Consider the following 25,177-nt stretch of genomic DNA (forward strand, 5'->3'; position numbering starts at 1 on the left):
GCTCACGAAGAACGGGCTGACGGAAGCGCAGCCTGATGAAGACTGTGCTGACGGCGCCGGATCGCCCCCGTCGATCCCAAATCCCCAAAAGGAAAGGGCCGGCGGATCGCTCCGCCGGCCCTTCCTGTTTGGGTATCCCGCGATCGGCTCAGAAGCCGACGTTGAGCGTGCCCGAAATGCCGCGCGGCGTGCCGATCTGGAAGAAAGGCGTGGTCGCGACGCTGGTGACCGACTTGGTCGTCGAGCCGCCGACGAACAGCTTGTCGAACAGGTTGGTCACGTTGAACTGCAGCCAGGTGCGGTCGTTGTGGACCAGCGGCTCCAGCGAGATGCGCGCATCGAGGTTCACGAGCGTGTAGCCCTTAATGAACGCGCCATACGTCATGTACTGAACCGCGCCGGTGCCCGAGCAGACCAGGCCGCTGGCGGATGCCGAGCCGGTGCACAGGAAGTAAGGCAGGTTCTGGTCGTTCACATAGCGACGGCCCGTGCGCTTCACGTCGACGCCGAAGGTGACCGGATCGAGGTTCGCCTGGACGCGGCCGCCGATCGTGTAGACCGGCTGCAGCGACTCACGCTTGCCTTCCGTGAAGAAGCAGTTCGAGAGCTGCGTCGTCGTGGCCGAACCACGCTCGACGCCGGCGCAGGTCGTCGTCGCCGCCGAGCCCGCCTGCACGTTATCCTTGATCTTCGACTTCAGGTACGAACCGAAGGCATAGACCGAGATTTCGCGGATCGGCGAGTAGGAGATGCTGCCGTCGATGCCGTAACGATCGACGCGGCCGAGGTTCGTATAGACCGAGCGATCGACCGTGGGATCATAGGACTGGCTCAGGCGATTGTTGAACCGCGTGTACCAGGCCGACAGCTCCGCCTGGATCTTCGAGCTGGTGTAGCGAACACCGAGATCGAAATTGTCCGAGGTTTCCGGCTTCGGCTTCGCCGGGCTCGTGCCGAGCGGATAATAGAAGCTGTTATACAGGTTGTCCGTGCCCGGAACCTGCAGACCCTTCGAGTAATTGCCGTGCACCGCGATGGCGGGCGTGAAGCGATAGATGAAGCCCGCCGATGGCAGGACCTTGTTATACTTCAGCGTGCGCTTCTGCGGGATCGCCCAGCCCGACGGAACGCCGGCGGCGCTGACCGTATAGGGGTTGGCAGCCGTGGCAGCCGCGATCGCGCCGGCGGACGGATTGTCGCCGAAGCACTCCACGAAGCCGGTGATCGAGCTGGTGAAGCAGCGCTGATCCAGCTTGCGCTGCATGAACGGCGCGCGGATGCCGGCGGTGATCGTCAGGTCCTGGAAGAAGTGGCCCGTATATTCGGCCGACGCCTGGTTCAGGATCGCCTTGGAGAGACGGTCACGCTTCTGAAGCGTGGAGCCGTTGCTGCCCAGCAGCGGATCCGCGGTCGTGAACTTGTAGACCGAGGCGCCGTTCGAGGCGACGGGCGCCACTTCGCCGGTCTGGCGGTGACGGCCATAATCCAGCGTGTAGGCGACGCGGACCGTGTGATCCGGCGACAGATCGTAGCGCAGCGAGGCGATGACCCCGTAGCGATGCGTCTGCGTGTTGCTGGGCGCGGCCATCGTCACCGTATCGCGCGTATCGCCGTCGCCGTTCAGATCGCGGCCGGCATAGGGCACGCCACCGAAATAACCGGGCTGCAGGTTGACGACTGCCGAGCTGGGATCGATGTCACGCAGACCTTCGTTCGCCGTGACCGTGCCGCCGCCGTTGGCGAGCGTGTACTGGTAAGACGGATCGACCGTGAGGACGAGGCCTTCCTTCAGCGTGAAGCGCGAATTGATGCGGACGTTGCCAGTGCGCGACGGGTTGTAGCGCTCGTCGAACGAGGTGCCGCAGGTGTTCGGCGAATCCACCTGGCCCGCGCGGGCGACGGCCACGTTACAGATCGGGATCGTGTAGTTGCGCTCGTCCTTCGTCAGCGGCTGGCGGCCGGACGACAGCGAGGTCACCGGACGAACCGTGCTGCTGAGCGGGCTGGCGGTCTGATCCACGCGCAACGGCAACGAGCCGAAGAAGTTGTTGATGTTCTGGTTATAGTGGCCCGCGATCGAGACGAAGTCGCCGTTCGTGCCGATCGGCTGATAGACCTTGGCGTTGAACTGCTTCTTGCTGATCTGGCCGCGATGACCATAGGGCGCATCGTTGGTGGCGCGGCTGGCCGCGATCCAGGCCTTCGTGCCCCACGGCGTGAAGACGCCGGTATCGACCATCCCGAAGATGCGCATGAATTCATAGTTGCCGGCAGAACCCTGCAGACGAACATGGAAGTCGTCGGTGGGATTGCGGCTGCGATAGTTGACGGTGGAGCCCGAAGCACCCGCCGTCGGGCTGTCGACGTCGGTGGTGCCGAGGTTGACGTTCACCTGCTCGATCAGTTCGGGGTCGAGCTGCTGGTTCGAATAGATTTCGTAGCTGCCCGTGTCGTTCAGCGGGATACCGTCGAACGTCTGGTTGATGCGGGTCGAGTCGAAGCCGCGGATCGCGAGCGTGCCGCCGGCCGAACCGAACGGATCGTTCGCCTGGAAGCTGACACCCGGAAGCATGTTGATCGTGTCGTTGATCGACTGGCCCGGCGTCGTGTGCTGGATGAAATCCTGCGTCAGCACGCCCTTGGTACGCGCCGTCTGCGGAATCTGGACGCCGGCGACGCTCTTCGCGCCGCTGGAGCCCGTGACGACGATGACGTTCTCGAAATCGACGGCACCCGTCGACTGGGCGAGTACAGCTGCCGGAACCAGCGCGGACACGGCGCAGCCTGCAAGCAGTTTCTTAATCACGCTTGAACCCCTTTGATGTTGTCCGGCGGCGCATTGTCAGGTCGTTATGACGAGACGATGACGCCCGCGCCCCTGTGCGGCCGAATGTTCGCGTCGTAATGGGAGCGGTGCCGCGCCGCAACAAAGTAGGGCCGAATGGTTCCGTTCATCTGGCAGCAAGCGTTAGGATTTTTGTCACATGTTGCATCTGCGCCGCACCTTTTGTTACGTCCCCGTTCACACGGGGAGGTCTGAGGGAACGATTTCCGACGGGGACGGCTTTTTCCGCACATGGTTCTGATCGCGAGCTACAATATCCGGAAGGCGATCGGCGCGGATCGCCGGCGCCGGCCGGAACGCATCCTCGAAGTGCTGGGGGAGATCGATCCGGATATCGTCGTCCTCCAGGAAGCGGATCGCCGCTTCGGTACGCGCGAGGCAGCCATTCCCTTTCACATGCTGGCCGAGCATGGCCATTATCGACCGGTGCCGATCGCGCGGCGGCAGGCGAGCATGGGCTGGCACGGCAATGCCATCCTCGTGCGCGAGGGGCGCGTGGAGATCGAGGCGTGCGATGCGCTGACCATCCCCATGCTGGAGCCGCGCGGGGCGGTGCGCGCCGATCTGCGCATCGGCCGGCAGCGGCTGCGCGTAGTGGGCATGCACCTGGATCTTTCGGGCCTGTGGCGACGAAGACAGGCACATGCGATCCTCTCGCAGGTGGCCGACGACGCGCAGGCGTCGCCGATCGTTCTCTGCGGCGATCTCAACGAATGGCGGCCTCGTCAGGGCTGCCTGCAGGATTTCGCGCGACATCATGACGATGTGCCGTTGGGCCACACCTTCCCGGCGCGGCGCCCGGTGGGCCGTCTCGACCGGATGTTCGTGGGCGGAGGCGTGCGCGTCGAGGAAAGCGGCGTGCACAGTTCGCTGACCGCGCGGACGGCATCCGATCATCTGCCGATCTGGGCACGCCTCAGGATCTGATCGGGCGCCGCAGAAAGCGGAGGGCGGCCCTTCGACAAGCGCGGTGCGAACGGTTTAAGGCGTGACGCATGACCGATCGCTTCTTCTCGATCCATGCCCAGGGTTTCGTGCGGGTGGCAGCGGCGACGCCGCACGCCTCGGCCGGGGATGTCGCGGCCAATGTGCGGGGGATCATCGATCTCGCCGGGCGCGGCCATGCCGAAGCCGTGGACCTGATCGTCTATCCCGAACTGTGCGTCTCTTCCTATGCGATCGACGATCTGCATCTTCAGGATGCGCTGCTCGATGCGGTGGAGGCGGGCCTCGGCCGGATCGTGGAGGCGAGCCTCGGCCTGAAGCCGGTGCTGCTCGTCGGCGCCCCGCTGCGCCGCAACGGACGGCTCTACAATGTGGCGGTTGCGATCGCTGGCGGTCGGGTTCTGGGCGTGGTGCCGAAAAGCTATCTGCCCAATTACCGCGAATATTATGAGAAACGCTGGTTCGCCCCCGGCGCCGGCTGCACCGGGCTGGATATCGTCGTGGCGGGGCAGAGCGCGCCCTTCGGCACCGATCTGATCTTCGCGGCGGAAGACGTGCCGGATTTCGTTTTCCATGCCGAGATATGCGAGGATTATTGGGCGCCGATTCCGCCATCGTCGCGCGGGGCGCTCGCCGGAGCGCTGATCCTGTGCAATCTTTCGGCCTCCAACATCGTCGTCGGCAAGGAACGCGAGCGCGATCTCTATGGCGCGTCGCAATCGGCGCGGGCGGCGGCGGCCTATGTCTATTCGGCCTCGGGATCGGGCGAGAGCACGACCGATCTCGCGTGGGACGGGCAGGCGATGATCCACGAACTGGGCCATCAGCTGGCCCGCTCGGCCCGGTTCGATCCGCAGCCCGGCCTGACGATCGCGGACATCGACGTCGCCCGGCTACGGCAGGCGCGCATGCGTTTCGGCACATTCAACGATTGCGCACGCGCGGAGGGGGATCCGGAGACGGCGTTCCGGCGGATCGGCTTCGCGCACCGGCCCGATTTCGCGGATGTCGGGCTGCGGCGCGAAGTGGCGCGCTTTCCATTCGTGCCGGCCGATCCGGCGCGGCTGGACGAGGATTGCTACGAGGCGTTCAACATCCAGGTGGCCGGCCTCGCCAAACGGATCGAGGCGACGCGGGCGCGGACCCTGGTGATCGGCGTTTCGGGCGGGCTGGATTCCACCCATGCGCTGATCGTGGCGGCCAAGGCGTGCGATCGGCTGGGGCGGTCGCGCGACACGATCCTGGGCTATACGATGCCGGGCTTCGCCACGGGCGATGAGACCAAGGCCAACGCCTGGGCGCTGATGAACGCGCTGGGCGTGACAGGCGTGGAGATCGACATCCGCCCGGCCGCCAACCAGATGCTTGCCGATCTTGGCCATCCCTTCGCGAGCGGCCAGCCCGTCTATGACGTGACGTTCGAGAATGTGCAGGCTGGGCTGCGCACCGATTATCTCTTCCGCCTCGCCAATGATCGGGCCGGCTTCGTGATCGGGACCGGCGACCTTTCGGAGCTGGCGCTGGGCTGGTGCACCTATGGCGTGGGCGATCAGATGAGCCACTATGCCGTGAATGCCGGCGTGCCGAAGACGCTGATCCAGTTCCTGATCCGCTGGAGCGTGAAGACCGGCCAGTTCGATGCCGAGACGGATCGCGTGCTGGAGGCGATACTGGGCACGGAAATCTCGCCAGAACTGGTGCCGGCCGATGCGAGCGGCGCGATCCAGAGCACGCAATCCCGGATCGGGCCATATGAACTGCACGATTTCTTCCTGCATTATACCGTCCGGCACGGGCTGACGCCCACCAAGATCGCTTTTCTCGCCTGGCATGCGTGGAGGGACGCTGCGGCCGGCCTGTGGCCGATCGGTTTCCCGGAAGCGGATCGCAACGCTTATGATCTGGAGACGATCAGGCGCTGGCTGGAGGAATTCCTGAGGCGCTTCTTCCAGACCAGCCAGTTCAAGCGATCGGCCATTCCCAACGGGCCGAAGGTTTCGGCCGGGGGCAGCCTGAGCCCGCGTGGCGACTGGCGCGCGCCCTCCGACGGCGTGGCGTCGCCGTGGCTGGAGCAGCTGCGCTCGATGTGAGGCTCGTGGCCATTCGATAAAATCGCCTGCCGCGCGACGGATCGTGCGGCCTGCTCCGTTTGAAGGGCATGGACCACCACGGACAGGAGCCGGTTATGACCCCCACGAGCCTGCGCATCTGCGTTGCCGGCGCGCTGCTCCTTCCGGTGGCGCTGGCGGCGCAGACGACATCCGCCGACGGCATGACGCTCGATCAGTTCCGGGCCGCCGCGCGGCCGCGGATGATGGCGCTGGACAGCAACGGGGACGGGCGGATCAGCGAGAAGGAGTTCGAAGCGCGCCCCGGCGCCCCCAAGGCGACCGGCCGCCGGGCGAAGCTTGCCGGCCGGATCTTTGGGCGGCTCGATACGAATGATGATGGCGCGCTCGACAGCGGTGAGATGGATGCGATGCTCGCCAAGCGCTTCGAACGGATGGATACGGACGGGAATGGTACGCTTTCCGCAGCCGAGCGCGAGGCGGCGCGCGGGCGGCTGGAAGGCATGATGGATCGCGGATGATCGGCCCGCGCCGCGCATATGGAGACGATGCCGCTTGGATGAGACCGATCCGGATGGCGATCTCGTTCGGAGGATCGGGCGGGGCGACGAACATGCCGCCGAAGCGCTGGTCGCGCGCAAGCTGCCCCGGCTCAAGGCGCTGGCCGCGCGCCTGCTTGGCGATGCGGCTGAGGCGGAGGATATCGCGCAGGAGGTCTTTCTGAGGATCTGGCGCCATGCCGCCGCGTGGACCCCCGGCGCGGCCCGCTTCGACACCTGGATGCACCGGGTGGCGCTGAACCTCTGCACGGATCGATTGCGCCGCCGCCGCGAGCTTCCCCTGCCGGAAAACTGGGATGAGGCGGACGACCGGGATGCACCGGACGCGGCGCTGATCGCCGGTGGCGAACAGGCGCGGGTGACAGCCGCGCTCGCGTCCCTTCCGGATCGACAGAGGCAGGCGATCATCCTCACGTATTATCAGGAGCTTCGCAACGCCGAGGCGGCCGTGCTGATGGGCATCGGCGTCGATGCGCTGGAAAGCCTGCTGGCGCGCGGGCGGCGCGCATTGCGTGCCCGCCTGATGGAGGAAGGCGATGACTGAGATGAGCCGCGCGCGCTTCGAGGCGATCGTCGCAGCCTATGGCGCGGATCCACGCCGCTGGCCCGGGGAGGAGCGCGCGGCGGCCGAGGCGTTCGGTCGCTCCGATCCGTACGCCGCGCGATTGCTGGACGAGGAATGGGCGTTCGATGCGCTGCTGTTGCGCCATTCCGTCGCGGCCCCCACTCCGGGGCTGGTGGCGAGCATCCTCGCGCTCCGACCGCGTCCACGCACGTGGAGCCGCGCGCGATTGTGGTGGAGCGCCATCCTGCTGGGACTTGCAGGAGCGGCGGGCGTGGCGGCCGGATCGGCCGCGACGGCGGCATTGACGGTTTCGTCCCGCGCGCTGGATCTGCGCGAGACGGGTACGGCCTTTGGTGATCTTGCCGGGGCGGAGGAGGCGCGATGAGCCGCGGGATCAGGATCCTGCTGATCGGTTCGCTGATCCTGAACGTGTTCCTCGTGGGCGCGATCGGGGGCGGCGTGTGGCGCTGGACGCACGGCTACGGCAATCGCATCGGCTGGCGCACGCAGGTGGCGGACGTATTGCCGCCGGAGCAGCGGCGTCAGTTTCGCGCTGCGATGCGGCAGACGGCGCTCGGCGCGCGAGGGCTGGTGATCGAGGGGCGGCAGGCGCGGGCGGAAGCCGCGCGCCTTTATGTGCGCCCTGATTTCGATGCAGCGGCGATCTCCACCCAGCTCGATCGGGCGCGGGCGGCAGACGTGGCGCTGCGGGAGAGGCTGGAGCGGCGCGTCGTGGAATTTTCGGCGGGGCTTCCCGTGGGCGAGCGCGAGAAGCTGGCCGGCGCGCTGCGGCAGGGGCCATTTCGCCAGCCGGCCGCGCCGGCGCGGCCGCGCTGAGCGTTTCAGGGCGCGCCTGAAAAATTTGCGCCGCCCGGCGACGGATTTTGCGGAGTCCGGCGTTCAAGCAGGATTGGTAGCGTGGAGTGACCTATGGCGATCCTGATTTCGCCCGCCTCGATCGCACTCAATCGCTTCGGCCTTGGCGCGCGGCCCGACGATGTGCCCCCGGCCGATCCGAAGCGCTGGCTGCTCCGCCAGTTCGATCGATATGAGCCGCGCCCAGCGGCCTTTTCGGCGCTGCCGGATGCGGCGACGCTGGCGACCGATTATTTCGCCGATCTCGCGCAGGTGGCGCAGGCGCGCAAGGCGGCGAAGGCGGCCGATGCCGATCCAAAAAAGGATATGGCGACGCAGGATGCCCGGAAGGACGCGAATGCCCGCATCCGCGATGCCTATCGCACGGCGGCCGATGCGCGCATGGCGAGCGCGCTGGCGAGCGATACGCCCTTCGTGGAGCGGCTCGTCCATTTCTGGGCCAATCATTTCGCCATTTCCGCCGACAAGCCGCAGGTGACGGCCTTCGCCGGCGCCTTCGAGGCCGATGCGATCCGCCCCCATGTGCTCGGCCGGTTCGAGGATATGCTGATCGCGGTGGAGCGGCATCCGGCGATGCTCCTGTATCTGGATCAGGCGCGTTCGGTCGGGCCGGACAGCCGCGTCGCGCTGCGGGTCGCGCAGACCCGGCCGGACAAGCGGCCGGGCCTCAACGAAAATCTCGCGCGTGAGATCATGGAATTGCACACGTTGGGCGTGCGCACCGGCTATGCCCAGGCGGATGTCACCGAATTTGCGCGCGCGCTGACCGGCTGGTCCCTCGCCGGGGCGGGGGGCACAGGCGGCGGCGTAAACGATCCGGATCCGGGCGGCTTCCTCTTCCGTCCGAACATTCACGAGCCCGGCACGCGCACGATCCTGGGCAATGCCTATGCCGACGAGGGCGAGGGGCAGGCGAGGGCGGTGCTGCACGATCTCGCCACCTCGGCCGCCACGGCGCGGCACATCGCTACGAAGCTGGCCCGCCATTTCGTGGCGGATGATCCGCCGCCCGCGCTGGTGGAGCGCATGACGGCGGCCTTCCGTCGGAGCGACGGGGATCTGCCGAACGTCTATCGCGTGCTGATCGAGGCGCCGGAGGCATGGGCCGCAGGCGCCACCAAGTTCAAGAGCCCGTGGGACTGGACGATCTCGTCACTGCGCGGGCTCGGGCGGCGGGACATCGGCCAGATGGATGTCGCCTCGATCCAGAACCAGCTCGGCCAGCCCGTATGGCGGCCGGGATCGCCCGCCGGCTATGACGACATCTCCGCCAGTTGGGCCTCGCCTGACGCGCTGATGCGTCGCGTGGAACTGGCGCAGCGCCTCGCCGCGCAGGCGGGCGAACGGCTGGACGCGCGCGCGCTGGCGCCCCGGTTGATGCCGGCCGCGCTTTCGACGGCGACCGCGGCCGCGATCGCCCAGGCGGATAGCGGGGCGACGGCGCTCGCGCTGCTGCTCGTCAGCCCCGAATTTCAGAGGAGGTGAGCATGAGCGGCCACCATCATCTTCCCCGTCGCGATTTCCTGCGGTTCGCGGCGCTGGGCGGGGCGATGCTCGTCGCGCCGCGCATGGCGCTGGCGGCGGTGGAAACGGATCGGCGGTTCGTGTTCATCATCCAGCGGGGAGCGGCGGACGGGCTCAATATCGTCGTGCCCTATGGCGATCCCGATTATGCGAAGCTGCGCGGCGGTCTTGCGATCGATCCCGCCAGGACGAACCGGCTGGACGGACATTTCGCGTTGCATCCGGCGCTGGAACGGGTGGCGGGCCTTTATGCCGACAGACAGGCGATCTTCGTCCACGCCACCGCATCGCCCTATCGCGATCGCTCGCATTTCGACGGACAGAATGTTCTCGAGACGGGGGGCGCCCTGCCATATGAGGTGCGGGACGGCTGGCTCAACAGGCTCGTAGGCCTACTGCCCAGGGCGCGTGACGAGGCGATCGCCTTCGCGCCGACCGTGCCGCCCGCGCTGCGCGGGCGCGTGGAGGTCGCCTCCTATGCGCCGTCCTCCCTGCCGCAGGCGTCGGATGACCTGCTCCTGCGTGTCGGGCGCCTCTACCAGAACGATCCCCAGCTGCATGCATTGTGGGATGCGGCGCGCGAGGCGCGCGGGATGGTTCCGGATGAGAATGCCGGCCGCGCGCCGGCCGATCTCGGGCGGCTGGCCGCCACCTTCCTCACCAGGCCGGACGGTCCGCGCATCGCGATGCTGGAAACGGGGGGATGGGATACGCACAGCGGGCAGGATTATCGCCTGACCGCGCAATTGAAGGCGCTGGATCAGATGGTGGGCGCGCTGCGCGACGGCCTGGGCGACGCATGGGCTGATACCGTAGTGGTCGTCGCGACCGAATTCGGGCGCACGGCGGCGGCGAACGGCACGGGCGGCACCGATCATGGCACGGGATCGGCGGCGATGCTGTTCGGTGGCGGGCTGAAAGGCGGGCGGGTGATCGCGGACTGGCCGGGGCTGGCGCAGGCCCAGCTCTATCAGGGGCGCGATCTCAAGCCGACGACGGGGCTGGACGGCGTGATCGCCGGCCTCGCGGCGGAGACGTTCGCGATCGAGCCGGAACGCGTCCAGCGCGCATTGTTCGCGCAGGCGTCGACGACACGCCCTCTGGAGGGGCTGATCCGTTCCGTATGACGCCGGCCTAGCGCGAGGCCGGGGAGGGAATGTCCACAGGCGCGCCTGCGTCGACATTGTTGCCGATGCCGTAGCGCACGATGACGGGCGTCTCGCATCCGCCTTCCGAGCGAAGCACGGTCAGGATCTGCGCGGTGGGTGGAAGCCGGTCCAGCCGCTTGAGATGCGCCTGCCCCTGATCCGCGGCGAGGCTGGGGCCGGTTTTCGGGCAGGCCACGCCGCCGACATCGGAGCGGGGCGGGCGGCTGGCGGTCGGAGAGGCGGCGGCCAGAGCGGCAAGCAGGAGCAAGCTTCTCATAAAACCTTCCCTTATCGCGACGGAAAACTCTGCTTCGACCCGTGAATGGGTGGTGAATGCAGGCTTTCGATTGCGGCGAACGGCTGATGCGCGGCCCGGCCCGGCGTATCGATCGCGGCTCTCCCTTGCCCTCGGGGCGGCATCGCCCACATAGGGGCGGCAATTCGACACAGTGGAGGACGGGACTTTGGCGACTCTGGGCATGAGCGCGGCGGACAAGGCGGAGATCGAGGCCTTTCAGCGCGACGTGATCGAGCCGTCGATGAACGCGCTCGTCATTCTCGATTTCTGGGCCGAATGGTGCGGCCCCTGCAAGCAGCTGACACCCGTGCTGGAAAAGGTGGCCAAGGCCTATGCCGGCAAGGGCGTGGTGCTGGCCAAGGTGAACGTGGACGAGAGCAAGTTCATTGCCTCGCAATTCCAGATCCGCTCGATCCCCACCGTCTATGCGCTGTTCCAGGGGCGCCCGGTCGCGGATCTCACGCAGGCGCGCACCGAAAGCCAGATCGGCCAGATCCTGGATCAGCTTCTGCGCCAGCTTCCGATCCACGGAGCGGACGATCAGCTGCATCAGGATGTCGCCCCGCTGATCGAGATGGGCGAGCAGGTGCTGGAAGCGGGCGAGGTGGAGCGTGCGGTTTCGATCTTCACGCAGCTGATCGATATGGCGCCGGAAGATCCCGCCGTGGTGGCTGGCCTGGCGCGCGCGCTCGTCGCGGCCGGGCAGCCGGAAGAAGCGACGGCGGCATTGGATACGCTGCCGGCGGACAAGGCGAAGGATGCGGGTGTCCAGCGGGCGCGCGCGGCGATCGCGCTGGCGGCAGAAGCCGGCCCCGTTGGCGAGATCGAGGCATTGCGGGCCAAGGTGGCGGCCGCGCCCGAGGATCAGGAAGCGCGCTATGAGCTGGCCGGTGCACTGATGGCGTCGGGTGATCGCGATGGCGCGGCGGATGTGTTGCTCGCCTCCATCGAGCTGGATCGCGAGTGGAATGACGCGGCCGCGCGCAAGCGGCTGCTCACCCTGTTTGAGGCGACGGGTCTGGAAGATCCGTGGGTGGCACAGCAGCGCCGCCGTCTTTCGGCCGTCCTCTTCGGATGACGACGCGCATCGGCACGCGGCTGTCCATCTTCCCGCTGCCGGGCGCGCTCCTTTTGCCGCGCGCCTATCTGCCGCTTCATATCTTCGAGCCGCGCTACCGGGCGATGGTGAGCGATGCGCTGGCGCGCGACAGGCGCATCGCGATGATCCAGCCCCTGCCGAGCGAGCGGGAGGACGATCCCGCGCCGGCCCTGTTCGATATTGGCTGCGTGGGCCGCATCGCGCAGGTGGAGGCGCTGGAGGACGGGCGCTTCAATATCGTGCTGGAAGGGCTGACGCGCTTCCGCACGGTGCGCGAAATGGATGTCGCGACGCCGTTTCGCCAGATCGAGGCGGAAACGTTTTCGGCCGATGCCGAGGATCCCGATCCGCTGCCCAGCGTCGTGCGCGCGGACGTGGAGGCTGAGGCGAAGCGCTTCGCGCTGGCGCACGGCTTCGAGATCGAATGGGACGAGGTTGGGCGGCTGGACGACGAGGCGCTGGTGAGCGGCATATCGCAGGTGGTGCCCTTCGATGTGGCGGCCAAGCAGGCGCTGCTGGAGGCGCCGACGCTCGCCGATCGTGCGGACATGCTCGTCGAGTTCCTGCGCTTCTTCGGGCTGAATTCAGGCGACGAGCCTACGCTGCAATAAGCGAGGCGCGCGGCCAGCCGGCCGAGCGATCACCCCTCCGTCGACAGTACGAAATCCCGGAGCGCGCGCGCGTCGTGCAGTGCATTGTGGGGCACGGCGCTGTTGCGCGCGGTGGAAAAGCCGGGCGTGCGCAGGAAGCGGAAGCGCAGGTGGGATATGTCCACGATCTCCGTATCGCCCACCAGCAGCAGACGACAGAAAAGCGCGATATCCTCCGGCCAGTCCGCGATGATTTCGGGATCGTCGTCGGCCGAGAGATAGGCGGCGATATCGTGCGCGGCCGCCTCCCGATCGAGCTGGTTGTAAAGCGTGTGCGGCACGCTCTTCAGATAGGGCACCACATGACGCGCGACCCATTCGGTGGGCTCGTGATCGTAGGGGATGGCGACATAATAATCATTGTCCCCATGCTCGGCGGCGAGGCCCAGGCTGAGCAGCGGGCCGCCGAAGCCATCGAATTCGGTATCGAGGAAATAGCGCATGGCGCCGCTGATAGACCGCGCAGGCCGGGCTTGTCGAAGGGCGGACGGAGATGGGGCGGATTGGCGGGAGCGGCCAACGCGGACGACGGTTAGGCGCTGTCAGGGGCAAATGCAGTGCCCGGCAAATGGTCCGCCAGTGGCGAGAGGGACGCCAGCCACGCGCGGAACGCTCTCGATCACTTCGCCATGGGGTGCGGCGCGCCTCAAGTCGGTTCGGCTGGGCAAAACCTCCGGAGTTCCGGCGGCAGGCACGGGCATAGCGACATCGATCGTCGCCCGGCATCACGGCGACTTGCACGAACAGAGATGCCGGCATCAAAGCCCGCGATCTGCTTGGGGATGCAGGACTCGGTTACCGTTGGTCACTTCACGAACGTCGCGATGACCCTGCGCGCGCACAGGCTCCCCATACCCGATGGGGTCCCATTGGCGTTCGGCGAGTGAGGCCATTGGAGAGGCCCGCCGAACGCATCGCGAACTGGTGTTCGCTCCCCAGAGGATAATTTCGGCTTTCCCGGCGGCTCGGCGTCTGCTCGACGAGGAGGTGGGCGAAGGTTCGAGCAGCGACCTGCTCGACTGACACCCCAGGCGCCAGTTCGATCACTTCGAGCGAACTCGCGTGATCTCGCCGCTTGAAGGCGCAAAACGCCGTGACGACCGTTCAACGACGTGCTTGTCGGCGAGGGGCAGGGTGCAGGCGTTGATCGGATCGGGATCGACCTCATCCTCATAGGAAAACGGCCCGAAGCGCAGCATGCCGTTTTCGAACTGGAGCGTTCCCTCCATCCCTGCCTCCTTCATCGTATGGAGGCGGGGCATTGCCGGTGAGGTCGCGCTCACGAAGGAAAATGAAGCCCGCTTCCGGCGGCTCCCTCACCCTGCATTGCGCGGGGGGCGGGGCGGGTGGGCGACTTCGGGATGGTCGCCGTCCAGCGCCTCGTCCAGCATTCGCGCAAGGCGGAGGCCGCCCTCCAGAACCTGTTTGCGCATCACCGGGATGAGCGCCTGGATCTTTGCCTCGTCCAGCTTGCCGCTGGCCTTCGTGCCGGCCGGCAGCGCGCAGACGTTTCCGGCGGCCGTGGGATAGACAGAATCCTTCGCGACGCCCCAGCTTTCGCGCATCCAATCCTCCAGCGAGCCCTGTGCCATGGCCTTGCGCTCGGCCGGCGTGGCGCCGGAAAGCAGGCCGGCCGGGCCGCCGGGCGGGGTGGAAATTGCCCGATCGGCGAGCAGCCCATCCCAGATGGCGTGGAGATTGGTGCGGCCACCGATCACGCCATAGCTGGCGCGCGTGCCGTTGCCGCCGGCATCGTCATGCGCCTCCGCCGCGTGGAGCGGCTGGTGAATGTCGCCGACGAAATGGACGAGAAAGGCCAGCGCCATCACGCGATCCCGGGTCGGCAGCTTGCGATCCGCCAGCATGCGCTGGGCTCGCATCACCTGCACCGAGGCGCAATTACCATCCTTGCAGTTCGCCTTGAAATCGAACGGCTTGCAGACGTCGAAGTCCTGATAATGCCAGGAAGAGGAATAAGAGAAACGATCCCCCAGCGTCTTCACACAATCGGGCCAGACGGCGGCTTCCTCGATCGTCTTCGCCGGGCAGGTGGGCGTTTCCAGCACGCTTTGCCGCTTCAACAGCCACAGGATGCTGGCGCGGGTGCGCGGCTGCACCTGGGAGAAGGCGATCGTGGCGACCGTCTGGTGACCATATTCCCAGAAGGCGGCGGCCGGCGATGCGCCGATCGCGGAAATGCCGAGCAGGATCAGAAGGAAACGGCGGATCATTCGCATCAATCCTCGTCGTCGTAGATCGCGATCCGGGGGGCTTCGCCCGATCGCATGATGCCGCGATACATGCCCGGCGTATTGAACGCCCAGCCGCCCGTGCCATCCGGGCCGACCGTGATGACGCCGCCCTTGCCCCCCATCACGCCGATCTCGGCGACAACGGAGGCGGCGGCATCGATCGGGCCGAGCTGGCTCAGCCGCACGCGCGCCGCGATCTCGTGCGCGGCGACGGCGCGGATGAAGACCTCGCCCGAACCGGTGCAGGATGTGGCGCAGGCGCGGTCGTCGGCATAGGTGCCGGCGCCGATCAGTGGACTGTCCCCGATCCGGCCCCAGCGCTTGGCGGTAAGCCCGCCGGTGGAGGTGGCAGCGGCGACATGGCCCCGCGCGTCGGCCGCGACGGCGCCGACCGTGCCATATTTCATCGCGCTGTCGAAGCCGCCGCCGGCCTTGATCTCGTCCAGCTGGCGTCGCCGCTCCGGCAAGGCGAAATATTCGGGCGGAACCTGCTCCAGCCCGGCTTCGCGGCTGAAGCCGTCCGCGCCCGCGCCGGAAAGGAGGACATGGCGGCCATCCTCCATCACCTTGCGCGCGAGCGCCACCGGATTGCGCGTGGTGGTGACGGCGCTGACGGCGCCGGCCGCGCGCGATGCGCCGTCCATGATCGCGGCGTCCAGCTCGTTCACGCCATCCCAGGAGAAGACGGCGCCCCGGCCGGCATTGAAATGCGCATCATCCTCCAGCACCTTCACGGCCGCCTCCACCGCATCGAGCGCGGAGCCGCCCGCATCCAGCAGGGCGGCTCCGGCGCGAAGCGCGGCGTCGAGGCCGGCGCGCGCGCCCTGATCCTCGGCCTCGGGAAGCCTGCCCCGCGCCATCGAGCCCGATCCGCCGTGAATGACGAGGGTCCAGTTGCTCATGCCGGTGCCTTTCGGGATGAATGTGCGAGCGGACGGAGGCCGATGAGCGGGCGCGCCAGCGGGATCCTGCGCCCCACCATATAGAAGATCCAGCAGCCGATCATCGTGCTGGCGACGAGGAGGATCAACTGCACGATGTTGGAAAGGCCGCTGCCCAGCATCAGCCAGCCGACGACGATGATGATCGTCTGGTGGATCAGGTAGAAGGGGAAGACGGCTTCCGCGAGCATGGCGCGCCAGCGCCCGTCATGATTCCAGAAGCGATCCGCGATGCCGATCAGCGCCAGGATCGAGGCCCAGCCCTGCACGACGCGGATGCACTGATAGATATCGCGCATGCCCCGCGTGATCGGCCGCGTCGCCGGATAATCCCATGCGATATAGACCGCCCCGGCCGTGGCGGCGATCGCGAGCGCCGCGATCCAGGGCCAGTTGCCGCGGATCGATCGCCACAGCGAGGGAGAATTGTAGAGCAGATAGCCGCAGACGAAGGCCGGGAAATGGCGGATGTGCGCCACCCAATCGCCCAGGAAATTGTGATTGTCCTCGGCATGCGGCAGCCAGTGGAGCCGGATCGGGATGGCGATCGCGATGGGCAGCAGCAGGAGCAGCGGCCCCCACAGAAGCCGCTCGGCCCAGCGGCGCGCAAAGGCGCGTATTCCGGCCGGGAGGGCGAGCAGGGCCGTCAGCGCGATCGTATAGACGAGCAGATAGAAGACGAACCACAGATGCTGCCACGCGGGCAGGGGCATGCCGCGATACATGGCGAACCGATAATAATCGTGCAGGTAGAAATAGCCGAAGCCGTGATCGTAGCCGCGCTGCGTGGTCAGCTGGATCCAGGGCTGGACCGGCGTGATGAGGATGACGCCGAACAGCAGGGGAATGCCGAGCCGTACGAGCCGGTTGCGCAGGAAAGGCGGGAGTGCGGGCTTGCGTGCGAGCATCGCTGCGCTGGCGAAGCCGGAGACCATGAACAGCAGGGTCAGGCGCCACGCATTGATCGCCACCATCGGCAGCACCGCCCACGGCACGGATTGCTCCGAGGAGACGTGCCATTCCCACGGCACGAAGACCATTCCGATATGGTAGAGGATCAGCAGTTGAAATGCGCCGATGCGCAGCCAGTCCATCCCGAAATGGCGCCCGCCGCCGGATGGATGGGGCGTGGATGCGGCAGGAGAGAAGGCGGAAGCGGGATCGGGCACGTCCGGCGTCTCCTGTTGCGATGCAGCGCCGCCGTCAACCGTCCGTGCGACGATATGGTGTCACGGGGGGTGCGCCGGGCGCATGGGATGCGCTATAGGCGGTGCGAACAGCCTGTGAGATCCGCTTCCAATGTCCGTTCGTCCCTGGCGCGATATAGCGCGCCGCCAATCCCGTCAGATCATGGTCGGCAAGGTTCCCGTCGGTGGCGATGCGCCGATCTCGGTGCAGACCATGACCAATACGCCCACCGAGGACGCCGCCGCCACGATCGACCAGATCCGTCGCTGCGAAGAGGCGGGCGCGGATATCATCCGCGTCTCCTGCCCGGACGAAGCCTCTACCGCGGCGATGCCGCTGATCACGCGCGCGGCAAAGGTGCCGATCGTGGCGGACATCCACTTTCACTATAAACGCGCGCTGGAGGCGGCGGATGCGGGGGCGGCCTGCCTGCGCATCAATCCCGGCAATATCGGCTCCGATGCGCGCGTGGCCGAGGTGGTGCGCGCGGCGAAGGCAAATGGCTGCGCGATCCGCATCGGCGTGAATGCGGGCAGCCTCGAAAAGGATCTGCTCGAAAAATATGGCGAGCCCTGCCCGGAGGCGCTGGTGGAAAGCGCGCTGGATCATATCAAGCTGCTGCAGGATCATGATTTCCATGAATTCAAGGTGGCGGTGAAGGCTTCCGACGTGTTTCTCGCCGCCGCCGCCTATCAGCAGCTGGCCGAAGCCGTGGATTGCCCCCTCCATCTTGGCATTACCGAAGCCGGGGGCCTGATCGGCGGCACGGTGAAATCCTCGATCGGCATGGGATCGCTGCTGTGGTTCGGCATCGGCGACACGATCCGCGTGAGCCTTTCGGCCGAGCCGGAGGAAGAAGTGCGCGTCGGCTACGAGATATTGAAGGCGCTGGGGCTTCGCCAGCGCGGCGTGCGCGTCGTTTCCTGCCCGTCCTGCGCGCGGCAGGGATTCGATGTGATCCGCACGGTGGAGACGCTGGAATCGCGTCTCCAGCATATCCGCGTGCCGATGAGCCTTTCGGTGCTGGGCTGCGTCGTGAACGGCCCCGGTGAGGCGCGCGAGACCGATATCGGCCTCACCGGAGGCGGCAATGGCAAGCATATGGTCTATCTGTCGGGCGTCACGGATCATACCGTGCAGGATGCCGACATGATCGAGCATATCGTGAAGCTGGTCGAGGCGAAGGCGGCGGAGATGGAGGCGGCCCAGGCCGCTGCGGAGGCGGAGGCCGTCGCGGCGGAGTGATCCCGGACGGAGGAGGATGGCGATGCGTGGATATGCGTGGGGGATGCTTGGCCTGCTGATGGCGGCGCCGGTTTCCGCGCAGATTGCGGGCAGCTATCATACGCGCCCGTCGCAGCTGCCCTTCAGGCCGGATTATGAACTGGGCCAGATCCGCCAGAGCATCGATGACGGGCGGGACAATGGCCAGCTTTCACGCCGTCAGGCCAAGCGGCTGCGCCGGGATGCCGGGGCGGTGGCCGCCGCCGAGGCGCGCGCGGGCGACCGGATTTCGGATGCCGAGCGGGAGCAGTTCGAGGCGCGCCGCGAATATCTGCGCGGGCAGGTGGCGGCCGGGAAGATCCGGCAGCGCCCGTGACGGGGAATCGGATCGACGCATGAGCCTCGATCAGGGGCTGGTCGATTGGGTGAGCGAGGCGCTCGCACCCATAGGTGAAGTGACGATGCGGCGGATGATGGGCGGCGCCACGCTTTATTGCGACGGCACGATCTTCGCGATCGCGGCGATGGACGATCTCTGGTTCAAGGCCGATGCGGTGAGCGATCCGCTCTGGGACGCGGAGGGCGCCGAGCGCTTCAGCTACGCGCGCAAGGGCAGGATCGCGACGATGAACTACAGGCGCGCGCCCGGCGACGTGCATGACGATGCCGAAGCCATGATCCGCTGGGCGCAGATTGCGATCGCGGCCGGGCGCAGGTCCGCCAAATGAGCGTGGACAGGGGGGCGACGACGCCCGTCATCCCGTTTGCGACGGCGTGTGCGGGCATCGCGATCTTCACCTATATGGATGCCGTGATGAAGGGGCTCTCGCTCCTGATCGGCGCCTATTGCGCGATGCTGTGGCGCACGGTGGCGGCGGTGCCGATCACGGGCGCGCTGCTGCTGGCGCGGGGAGGCGCCTGGCCGGCACGGTCCGTACTGATCCTGCATGCGAAGCGCGGCGCCGTGACGGCCCTGTCCGCGACCGGCTATTTCTATGGACTGACGAAGCTGCCGATGGCGGAGGGGATCGCGCTGTCCTTCATCTCGCCACTCGTGGCGCTTTATTGTTCGGCGGTGCTGCTGGGCGAGCGGATCGGGATGCGGACGATCCTGGCCTCGCTGCTCGGCCTTGCCGGTGTCGGCGTGCTGATCGCGGGAAGGCTGACGGGCGCGGTGGACGAAGCGGCCGTTGGCGGCGGGCTGGCGATCCTCGGTGCGGCTGCCATCTATGGCTATGGTATCACCCTGCTGCGGCGGCAGGCGCAGGCGGCGAGCCCGACCGAGATCGCCTTTTTCCAGAACGGAACCACCTTGCTGTGGCTGCTGCCGCTTGCGCCATGGCTTGCGCCTTTGCCGGCTCTGTCGCACTGGCCGATGATCATCCTGGGTGCGGCGCTGGCGCAGACGTCGGTGTTTCTCCTCGCCTGGGCCTATGCGCGTGCGGAGGCGAAAACGTTGATTCCTGTCGAATATACGGCCTTCGTCTGGTCCGCGATCTTCGGCGCGCTGATGTTCGGCGAAGCGCTGAGCACGACTGTGCTGGCGGGGGCCGCGCTGATCGTGACGGGGTGCCTGATCGCCGCTTTCGCCCGATCGCCCCAGCCCATGGCGGCGGAGGTATCGCTGTGAGCGTGACGGTGCGCCGCGCGATGCCGGGCGACGAGGAGCATATCCTGCGGCTGATCCGCCACCTCGCCATCTATGAGCGCCAGCCGGATGCGGTGGAGGCGACCGAAGCATCGCTGCGCGCCACCTTTTTTGCAGAGGGCGCGCAGGTTCATGCCCATGTCGCCGAGGCGGGTGGTGCGATCGTGGGCATCGCCGTGTGGTTTCTCAACTATTCGACCTGGACGGGCAGGGCGGGCATCTATCTGGAAGATCTTGTGGTCGACGAGCGTGCTCGTGGTACGGGCGCCGGCAGGGCGCTGTTCCGCACGCTGGCGCGGGAAGCGGTGGCGCGGAATTGCGCCCGGATCGATTGGGCTGTGCTGGACTGGAATGAGAGCGCGATGAATTTCTACCGGACGATCGGCGGCAGGCCGCAGACGGGATGGGAGCCGTGGCGGCTCGATGAAGCCGCGATCAGGGCGCTGGCAGCATGAGCGAGGCCCTGCTTTCCCGCATCGTGGAGGCGCTGGAGCGCATCTCGCCGCCGCCGCCCCTTTCGGCCGATCCGATGGCCGCGCCTGCTTATGTGTGGCGGGATGGCGCGCTGGTGGCGGCGCGCGACTTCGCGCCGCTGCCGCTCGCCTTGCTGGAGGGGATCGATCCGCAGAAGGCGCAGCTGACTGACAATCTGCGCAGGCTGGCGGGGGGCTTCCCCGCGCATGACGTGCTGCTGTGGGGCGCGCGTGGCACGGGCAAGTCCGCACTGGTGAAGGCTGCGGTCGGCCAGGTGCAGGCCGAGGGCGGGGCACTGGCGCTGATCGAGGTTGCGGGCGACACGCTGGATGCGCTGCCCCCCCTGTTCGATCGGATCGCAGGCGTGGCCCGCGCCTTCGCGATCTTCATCGACGATCTGGGCTTTGCCGATGGCGATGGCGGCCCGCGCCGGCTGCGTTCCCTGCTGGAGGGCGGGGCCGAGGCGCGGCCGGCCAATGCGCGCCTGCTGGTAACCGCCAATCGCCGCCACATCGTGGACCGGCATATGAGCGAGCAGACGGACGTCATCAATCCGCGCGACGTGGCCGATGACAAGCTGGCGCTGGCCGATCGCTTCGGGCTCAGCCTGGGCTTTCACGTCGTCGACCAGCCGACCTATGTGGCGATGGTAGCGGGTTATGCGCGCGCGCACGGCCTGAGCTTCGATCCGCAGGAGGCGATCGCCTGGGCGACGACGCGCGGCCATCGTTCGGGCCGCGTCGCCTGGCAATATGTGGTCGAGCTGGCGGGCCGGCAGGGCAGGCAGCTCTGAGGGGCCGGGCCGGATGACGGGAGCGCTCGGCCAGTGGGCGATCGCCGGCATCACCGCGCTGGCGCTTGTCATGCTGCTCCCCCTCACCATCGCCGGCCTGAAGGACCGCGCCCGGCGCAAGGGGCGCAGGCACTTCGGAGGGCAGGGGATCGATGCGGCGTTCATCGTCTTCGATCCCGCCCGGGCGAGGGCATTGCAGGAAATCGAGATCCGCAAGGAGATCGGCCACGCGGACGAAGGCGATCGGGGCGACCCGGTCGATGGGGCTGCGCCCCAGGCGAAGGCCGGCGGCCCGCGATAGGCGGAAAGCCTAACATGGCGTGGGATAAGGAAAAGTAGATGGCGGCGGGCGTGGCGCTGGGGCAGGTGCGATCCAATATCGCGCCTCCGCGCCTCGAGAGATTTTCGAAAAGACCATGTCCGCCAAGACCCTGACCCATATCGAACGACTGGAAGCCGAGAGCATCCACATCCTGCGCGAGGTGGTGGCCGAGGCCGAAAAGCCCGTGATGCTCTATTCGGTGGGCAAGGATAGCGCGGTGATGCTGCATCTCGCGCGCAAGGCCTTCTATCCCAGCCCGCCGCCTTTCCCGCTGCTGCATGTCGATACGACATGGAAGTTCAAGGCGATGTACGATCTCCGCGACCGGATGGCCAAGGAGAGCGGCATGGAACTGCTCGTCTACCAGAATCCGGAGGCCAAAGAGCGGGGGATCAACCCGTTCGATCATGGCGCGCTGCATACGGACATGTGGAAGACGGAGGGGCTGAAGCAGGCGCTGGATCTCTATGGTTTCGATGCGGCCTTCGGCGGCGCCCGGCGCGACGAGGAGAAAAGCCGCGCCAAGGAGCGCATCTTCTCGTTCCGGTCGGCCAATCATCGCTGGGATCCCAAGAACCAGCGGCCCGAATTGTGGAACCTCTACAATGCCCGCAAGGCCAAGGGCGAGAGCATCCGGGTCTTCCCGATCTCCAACTGGACCGAACTGGACATCTGGCAATATATCCAGCTGAACGACGTGCCGATCGTGCCGCTTTACTTCGCCGATAAGCGCCCGACGGTGGAGCGCGACGGCATGCTGCTGATGGTGGACGATGATCGCTTCCCGCTGAAGCCGGGCGAGGCGCCTGTGGAGCGATCGGTCCGCTTCCGTACGCTCGGCTGCTATCCGCTGACGGGTGCCGTGGAGAGCGAGGCGGCGACGCTTTCGGAGGTGATCCAGGAAATGCTGCTGACGACGACCTCCGAACGGCAGGGCCGCGCGATCGACAAGGATGCGGGCGGCGCCGGCATGGAGAAGAAGAAGCAGGAGGGCTACTTCTGATGAGCGAGCCCATCTACAAGACCGACGCGCTGATCGCCGAGGATATCGACGCCTATCTGGCGCAGCACCAGCACAAGACCCTGCTGCGCTTCATCACCTGCGGATCGGTGGACGATGGCAAGTCCACCCTGATCGGCCGGCTGCTCTACGACAGCAAGATGATCTTCGAGGATCAGCTGGCGGCGCTGGAGGCGGACAGCAAGCGGGTGGGCACGCAGGGCGGCGAGATCGATTTCGCCCTGCTGGTGGACGGCCTCGCCGCCGAACGCGAGCAGGGGATCACGATCGACGTCGCCTATCGCTTTTTCGCGACCGAGAAACGCAAGTTCATCGTCGCCGACACGCCCGGCCACGAACAATATACGCGCAACATGGTGACGGGCGCGTCCACGGCCGACCTTGCCGTGATCCTCGTCGATGCGCGCAAGGGCGTGCTGACGCAGACGCGGCGGCACAGCTATCTCGCGCACCTGATCGGCATCCGGAACATCGTGCTCGCTGTGAACAAGATGGATCTGGTCGATTACGACCAGACCGTGTTCGATCGCATCCGGCTCGCCTATCGCGCGTTCGCCAGCGAGATCGGCATCACCGATTTCACGGCCATCCCCATTTCGGGCTTCAGGGGCGACAATATCGCCTCCCTGTCGGAGAGCACGCCCTGGTATCACGGCAGGACGCTGATCGATCATCTGGAGACGGTTTCGGTCGACCAGACATCGGATCAGGCCAAGCCTTTCCGGATGCCGGTGCAGTGGGTGAATCGTCCAAACCTCGATTTCCGGGGCTTCTCCGGGCTGATCGCGAGCGGATCGGTGAAGCCCGGCGATGCCGTGCGTATCCTGCCTTCCGGCAAGACATCGAGCATATCGCGCATCGTCACGCTCGGCGGCGATCTGGAGGAGGCCATCGCGGGCCAATCCGTGACGCTCACGCTGGCGGATGAGGTGGATTGCTCGCGCGGGGATGTCATCGCCATAGCGGACAATCCTCCCCAGGCGGCCGACCAGTTCGAAAGCACGATCGTCTGGATGGCGGACGAAGCGATGCTTCCGGGGCGCTCCTATTGGCTGAAGCTGGGCACCCAGACCGTAAGCGCCACGATCGCGGCGCCCAAATATCAGGTCAACGTCAACACGCTGGAGCATCTGGCGGCGAAGACGCTGGAACTGAACGCGATCGGCGTGGCCAATCTCTCCACCGATCGCCCGCTGGTGTTCGAGCCTTATGCCGATGATCGGGGCAGCCCCAGCAAGACGCTGGGCGGGTTCATCCTGATCGACAAGATCACCAATGCCACGGTGGCGGCGGGGATGATCCATTTCTCCCTGCGGCGCGCGCAGAACGTGCACTGGCAAGCACAGGACGTGAGCCGCGAGGCGCATGCCGCGCTGAAGAACCAGACGCCCGCTGTCCTGTGGTTCACGGGGCTTTCGGGCGCGGGCAAATCGACCATCGCGAATCTGGTGGAAAAGAAGCTGGCGCGGATGAACCGCCACACCTTCCTGCTGGACGGGGACAATGTGCGCCACGGCCTGAACAAGGATCTGGGCTTCACCGATGCCGATCGGGTGGAAAATATCCGCCGCGTGGGCGAGGTGGCCAAGCTGATGACCGATGCGGGCCTGATCGTCATCACCGCCTTCATCTCGCCCTTTCGGGCCGAACGCGACATGGTGCGCCAGATGATGAAGCCCGGCGAGTTCATCGAGGTGCATGTGGATACGCCGCTGGCCGAGGCCGAGGCGCGCGACGTGAAGGGCCTTTATGCGAAGGCCCGCAGCGGGCAGCTGAAGAACTTCACCGGCATAGACAGCCCCTATGAAGCCCCTGACGCGCCCGAAATCCGCATCGATACGACCGCGCTTTCGCCCGAGGCGGCTGCGGACCTGATCGTGGCGCGTCTGATCCCGTGAGCATCACCGATGCCGAACTTGCGGCGCGCATCGCCGGCACGGCGGGGGACGTGCTGCTCGCGCTCCAGCGCTCCGGCCTGTTCGAAGGCAAGACGCTGGGCACGGCCGGTGATCTCGTCGCCAATCGCTTCATCATGGAGGCGCTGCGCGTGCAGCGGCCGGACGATGCGGTGCTCTCCGAAGAGGAGTTGAACGATACGGCGCGCTGCTCGCGCAGCCGCGTCTGGATCGTCGATCCGCTGGATGGCACGCGCGAATATGGCGAGGGCCGGAGCGACTGGGCGGTGCATGTCGCGCTCGCGGTGGAGGGCAAGGCGGCGCTGGGCGCGGTGGCGCTGCCCGCTCTGGGCGAGGTGATGCGATCCGACGCTCCGCCGGCGCCCGGCCCCGCGCCGGAAAGGCCGCGGATGCTCGTCAGCCGATCGCGGCCGGCGGCCGAGGCCGTGGCCGTGGCGGAGGCTCTGGGGGCCGAGCTGCTGCCGATGGGATCGGCCGGGGCCAAGGCGATGGCGGTGGTGCGCGGCGACGCGGACATCTATCTTCACACCGGCGGCCAATATGAGTGGGACAATTGCGCGCCGATCGCGGTGGCGGCTGCGGCGGGGCTGCATGTCAGCCGTGTCGATGGCAGCGCGCTCTCCTATAATCGCGCCAATCCTTATCTGCCGGATCTTCTGATCTGCCGTCCGGAATTGGCGGAAAACATACTAAAACTGGCAGCGGAACATGAGAAGATATCCGGCTGACCGCGAATAGCGCGGGATCTGTCGGAAGATTGCGCTTGCGTTGCTGTGCACAATATGGCCCACTCTTGTTGCATTACAGGATCATAAGAGT

27 protein-coding genes are annotated in these 25,177 nt (G+C 66.8%); 20 read left to right on the forward strand and 7 right to left on the reverse strand.

The features are described 5' to 3' along the window. Window positions 1-148 precede the first annotated feature (148 nt). A complete protein-coding gene (locus tag DI605_RS16450) occupies window positions 149-2,806 on the reverse strand; it encodes a TonB-dependent receptor (RefSeq protein WP_367120066.1) in 2,658 nt (885 codons plus the stop codon). Window positions 2,807-3,076: 270 nt separating this feature from the next. On the opposite strand from DI605_RS16450, the gene DI605_RS16455 reads away from it, so the two are divergent. The 8 genes from DI605_RS16455 (at window position 3,077) to DI605_RS16490 (ending at window position 10,511) form a co-directional block, all read left to right on the forward strand. Continuing rightward, a complete protein-coding gene (locus DI605_RS16455) occupies window positions 3,077-3,772 on the forward strand; it encodes an endonuclease/exonuclease/phosphatase family protein (RefSeq protein WP_293976070.1) in 696 nt (231 codons plus the stop codon). A gap of 68 nt (window positions 3,773-3,840) precedes the next feature. Further along, complete coding sequence (locus DI605_RS16460) at window positions 3,841-5,880, forward strand: NAD(+) synthase (protein WP_293976072.1); 2,040 nt, start codon at window positions 3,841-3,843, stop codon at window positions 5,878-5,880. A gap of 95 nt (window positions 5,881-5,975) precedes the next feature. After that, window positions 5,976-6,380 (forward strand): signal transduction protein, encoded by a 405-nt coding sequence (locus DI605_RS16465; RefSeq protein ID WP_293976074.1) that lies wholly within the window; start codon window positions 5,976-5,978, stop codon window positions 6,378-6,380. A 34-nt stretch (window positions 6,381-6,414) separates the two neighbouring features. Beyond that, window positions 6,415-6,963 (forward strand): RNA polymerase sigma factor, encoded by a 549-nt coding sequence (locus tag DI605_RS16470; protein ID WP_293976076.1) that lies wholly within the window; start codon window positions 6,415-6,417, stop codon window positions 6,961-6,963. Beyond that, window positions 6,956-7,369 (forward strand): hypothetical protein, encoded by a 414-nt coding sequence (locus tag DI605_RS16475; RefSeq protein WP_293976078.1) that lies wholly within the window; start codon window positions 6,956-6,958, stop codon window positions 7,367-7,369. The genes DI605_RS16470 and DI605_RS16475 overlap by 8 nt, the downstream gene beginning before the upstream one ends. Continuing rightward, window positions 7,366-7,821 (forward strand): periplasmic heavy metal sensor, encoded by a 456-nt coding sequence (locus DI605_RS16480; RefSeq protein WP_293976080.1) that lies wholly within the window; start codon window positions 7,366-7,368, stop codon window positions 7,819-7,821. Before DI605_RS16475 ends, DI605_RS16480 begins: the two co-directional genes overlap by 4 nt. A gap of 93 nt (window positions 7,822-7,914) precedes the next feature. Next, a complete protein-coding gene (locus DI605_RS16485) occupies window positions 7,915-9,345 on the forward strand; it encodes a DUF1800 domain-containing protein (protein ID WP_293976082.1) in 1,431 nt (476 codons plus the stop codon). A gap of 2 nt (window positions 9,346-9,347) precedes the next feature. After that, window positions 9,348-10,511: a DUF1501 domain-containing protein gene (locus DI605_RS16490; RefSeq protein ID WP_293976084.1), complete on the forward strand. Its 1,164-nt coding sequence runs from the start codon at window positions 9,348-9,350 to the stop codon at window positions 10,509-10,511. A gap of 7 nt (window positions 10,512-10,518) precedes the next feature. Here DI605_RS16490 and DI605_RS16495 read toward each other — a convergent pair whose 3' ends face one another. After that, window positions 10,519-10,809, reverse strand: coding sequence for a hypothetical protein (locus DI605_RS16495; protein ID WP_293976086.1), 291 nt, complete (start codon window positions 10,807-10,809; stop codon window positions 10,519-10,521). 202 nt (window positions 10,810-11,011) lie between these two features. Here DI605_RS16495 and DI605_RS16500 point away from each other — a divergent pair, with 202 nt between their 5' ends. After that, the gene (locus DI605_RS16500) at window positions 11,012-11,908 is read left to right on the forward strand and encodes a tetratricopeptide repeat protein (RefSeq protein ID WP_293976088.1); all 897 of its coding nucleotides are present in this window, start codon (window positions 11,012-11,014) and stop codon (window positions 11,906-11,908) included. Continuing rightward, window positions 11,905-12,540, forward strand: coding sequence for an LON peptidase substrate-binding domain-containing protein (locus DI605_RS16505; RefSeq protein ID WP_293976090.1), 636 nt, complete (start codon window positions 11,905-11,907; stop codon window positions 12,538-12,540). The genes DI605_RS16500 and DI605_RS16505 overlap by 4 nt, the downstream gene beginning before the upstream one ends. A 29-nt stretch (window positions 12,541-12,569) precedes the next feature. Here the strand turns inward: DI605_RS16505 and DI605_RS16510 are convergent, their stop codons facing one another. From DI605_RS16510 to DI605_RS16530, 5 genes are all read right to left on the reverse strand, one after another. Then, a complete protein-coding gene (locus tag DI605_RS16510) occupies window positions 12,570-13,022 on the reverse strand; it encodes a hypothetical protein (RefSeq protein ID WP_293976092.1) in 453 nt (150 codons plus the stop codon). Between the two features lie 600 nt (window positions 13,023-13,622). Next, on the reverse strand, window positions 13,623-13,808 hold the full coding sequence (locus DI605_RS16515; protein ID WP_367120067.1) for a hypothetical protein: 186 nt from the start codon (window positions 13,806-13,808) through the stop codon (window positions 13,623-13,625). 87 nt (window positions 13,809-13,895) lie between these two features. Beyond that, complete coding sequence (locus tag DI605_RS16520) at window positions 13,896-14,810, reverse strand: S1/P1 nuclease (RefSeq protein WP_293976094.1); 915 nt, start codon at window positions 14,808-14,810, stop codon at window positions 13,896-13,898. Between the two features lie 5 nt (window positions 14,811-14,815). Continuing rightward, a complete protein-coding gene (locus DI605_RS16525) occupies window positions 14,816-15,733 on the reverse strand; it encodes an isoaspartyl peptidase/L-asparaginase (RefSeq protein WP_293976096.1) in 918 nt (305 codons plus the stop codon). Then, a complete protein-coding gene (locus DI605_RS16530; RefSeq protein ID WP_293976097.1) occupies window positions 15,730-16,941 on the reverse strand; it encodes an acyltransferase family protein in 1,212 nt (403 codons plus the stop codon). The genes DI605_RS16525 and DI605_RS16530 overlap by 4 nt, the downstream gene beginning before the upstream one ends. A gap of 130 nt (window positions 16,942-17,071) precedes the next feature. On the opposite strand from DI605_RS16530, the gene ispG reads away from it, so the two are divergent. From ispG to DI605_RS16580, 10 genes are all read left to right on the forward strand, one after another. Then, the gene (gene ispG, locus DI605_RS16535) at window positions 17,072-18,205 is read left to right on the forward strand and encodes a flavodoxin-dependent (E)-4-hydroxy-3-methylbut-2-enyl-diphosphate synthase (protein ID WP_293976098.1); all 1,134 of its coding nucleotides are present in this window, start codon (window positions 17,072-17,074) and stop codon (window positions 18,203-18,205) included. 22 nt (window positions 18,206-18,227) lie between these two features. Beyond that, a complete protein-coding gene (locus tag DI605_RS16540; protein ID WP_293976099.1) occupies window positions 18,228-18,560 on the forward strand; it encodes a hypothetical protein in 333 nt (110 codons plus the stop codon). 19 nt (window positions 18,561-18,579) lie between these two features. Continuing rightward, entirely contained in the window at window positions 18,580-18,912 is a 333-nt protein-coding gene (locus tag DI605_RS16545; RefSeq protein ID WP_293976100.1) for a TfoX/Sxy family protein, read from the forward strand. Next, complete coding sequence (locus DI605_RS16550; RefSeq protein ID WP_293976101.1) at window positions 18,909-19,814, forward strand: DMT family transporter; 906 nt, start codon at window positions 18,909-18,911, stop codon at window positions 19,812-19,814. The genes DI605_RS16545 and DI605_RS16550 overlap by 4 nt, the downstream gene beginning before the upstream one ends. Then, window positions 19,811-20,287 (forward strand): GNAT family N-acetyltransferase, encoded by a 477-nt coding sequence (locus DI605_RS16555; protein WP_293976103.1) that lies wholly within the window; start codon window positions 19,811-19,813, stop codon window positions 20,285-20,287. The genes DI605_RS16550 and DI605_RS16555 overlap by 4 nt, the downstream gene beginning before the upstream one ends. After that, the gene (locus tag DI605_RS16560; protein ID WP_293976105.1) at window positions 20,284-21,099 is read left to right on the forward strand and encodes an ATP-binding protein; all 816 of its coding nucleotides are present in this window, start codon (window positions 20,284-20,286) and stop codon (window positions 21,097-21,099) included. The genes DI605_RS16555 and DI605_RS16560 overlap by 4 nt, the downstream gene beginning before the upstream one ends. Window positions 21,100-21,112: 13 nt before the next feature. Next, a complete protein-coding gene (locus DI605_RS16565; RefSeq protein WP_293976107.1) occupies window positions 21,113-21,400 on the forward strand; it encodes a hypothetical protein in 288 nt (95 codons plus the stop codon). Between the two features lie 115 nt (window positions 21,401-21,515). After that, the gene (gene cysD / locus DI605_RS16570) at window positions 21,516-22,424 is read left to right on the forward strand and encodes a sulfate adenylyltransferase subunit CysD (protein WP_293976109.1); all 909 of its coding nucleotides are present in this window, start codon (window positions 21,516-21,518) and stop codon (window positions 22,422-22,424) included. Next, window positions 22,424-24,340: a sulfate adenylyltransferase subunit CysN gene (cysN, locus tag DI605_RS16575; protein WP_293976111.1), complete on the forward strand. Its 1,917-nt coding sequence runs from the start codon at window positions 22,424-22,426 to the stop codon at window positions 24,338-24,340. The genes cysD and cysN overlap by 1 nt, the downstream gene beginning before the upstream one ends. Then, entirely contained in the window at window positions 24,337-25,086 is a 750-nt protein-coding gene (locus DI605_RS16580; protein ID WP_293976113.1) for a 3'(2'),5'-bisphosphate nucleotidase CysQ, read from the forward strand. The genes cysN and DI605_RS16580 overlap by 4 nt, the downstream gene beginning before the upstream one ends. The last annotated feature ends 91 nt before the right edge of the window (window positions 25,087-25,177 follow it).

It is taken from the genome of Sphingomonas sp. (assembly GCF_003248515.1).
In the GTDB taxonomy this organism is placed as follows: domain Bacteria; phylum Pseudomonadota; class Alphaproteobacteria; order Sphingomonadales; family Sphingomonadaceae; genus Sphingomonas_I.

Coding starts and splice junctions, on each gene's coding strand:
- DI605_RS16455 (WP_293976070.1), top strand. CDS start 3,077: ATGGTTCTGATCGCGAGCTACAATATCCGGAAGGCGATCGGCGCGGAT.
- DI605_RS16510 (WP_293976092.1), bottom strand. CDS start 13,022: ATGCGCTATTTCCTCGATACCGAATTCGATGGCTTCGGCGGCCCGCTG.
- DI605_RS16565 (WP_293976107.1), top strand. CDS start 21,113: ATGACGGGAGCGCTCGGCCAGTGGGCGATCGCCGGCATCACCGCGCTG.
- DI605_RS16540 (WP_293976099.1), top strand. CDS start 18,228: ATGCGTGGATATGCGTGGGGGATGCTTGGCCTGCTGATGGCGGCGCCG.
- ispG (WP_293976098.1), top strand. CDS start 17,072: ATGTCCGTTCGTCCCTGGCGCGATATAGCGCGCCGCCAATCCCGTCAG.
- cysD (WP_293976109.1), top strand. CDS start 21,516: ATGTCCGCCAAGACCCTGACCCATATCGAACGACTGGAAGCCGAGAGC.
- DI605_RS16500 (WP_293976088.1), top strand. CDS start 11,012: ATGAGCGCGGCGGACAAGGCGGAGATCGAGGCCTTTCAGCGCGACGTG.
- DI605_RS16490 (WP_293976084.1), top strand. CDS start 9,348: ATGAGCGGCCACCATCATCTTCCCCGTCGCGATTTCCTGCGGTTCGCG.
- DI605_RS16520 (WP_293976094.1), bottom strand. CDS start 14,810: ATGATCCGCCGTTTCCTTCTGATCCTGCTCGGCATTTCCGCGATCGGC.
- cysN (WP_293976111.1), top strand. CDS start 22,424: ATGAGCGAGCCCATCTACAAGACCGACGCGCTGATCGCCGAGGATATC.
- DI605_RS16485 (WP_293976082.1), top strand. CDS start 7,915: ATGGCGATCCTGATTTCGCCCGCCTCGATCGCACTCAATCGCTTCGGC.
- DI605_RS16460 (WP_293976072.1), top strand. CDS start 3,841: ATGACCGATCGCTTCTTCTCGATCCATGCCCAGGGTTTCGTGCGGGTG.
- DI605_RS16495 (WP_293976086.1), bottom strand. CDS start 10,809: ATGAGAAGCTTGCTCCTGCTTGCCGCTCTGGCCGCCGCCTCTCCGACC.
- DI605_RS16545 (WP_293976100.1), top strand. CDS start 18,580: ATGAGCCTCGATCAGGGGCTGGTCGATTGGGTGAGCGAGGCGCTCGCA.
- DI605_RS16505 (WP_293976090.1), top strand. CDS start 11,905: ATGACGACGCGCATCGGCACGCGGCTGTCCATCTTCCCGCTGCCGGGC.
- DI605_RS16465 (WP_293976074.1), top strand. CDS start 5,976: ATGACCCCCACGAGCCTGCGCATCTGCGTTGCCGGCGCGCTGCTCCTT.
- DI605_RS16560 (WP_293976105.1), top strand. CDS start 20,284: ATGAGCGAGGCCCTGCTTTCCCGCATCGTGGAGGCGCTGGAGCGCATC.
- DI605_RS16515 (WP_367120067.1), bottom strand. CDS start 13,808: ATGGAGGGAACGCTCCAGTTCGAAAACGGCATGCTGCGCTTCGGGCCG.
- DI605_RS16525 (WP_293976096.1), bottom strand. CDS start 15,733: ATGAGCAACTGGACCCTCGTCATTCACGGCGGATCGGGCTCGATGGCG.
- DI605_RS16550 (WP_293976101.1), top strand. CDS start 18,909: ATGAGCGTGGACAGGGGGGCGACGACGCCCGTCATCCCGTTTGCGACG.
- DI605_RS16475 (WP_293976078.1), top strand. CDS start 6,956: ATGACTGAGATGAGCCGCGCGCGCTTCGAGGCGATCGTCGCAGCCTAT.
- DI605_RS16480 (WP_293976080.1), top strand. CDS start 7,366: ATGAGCCGCGGGATCAGGATCCTGCTGATCGGTTCGCTGATCCTGAAC.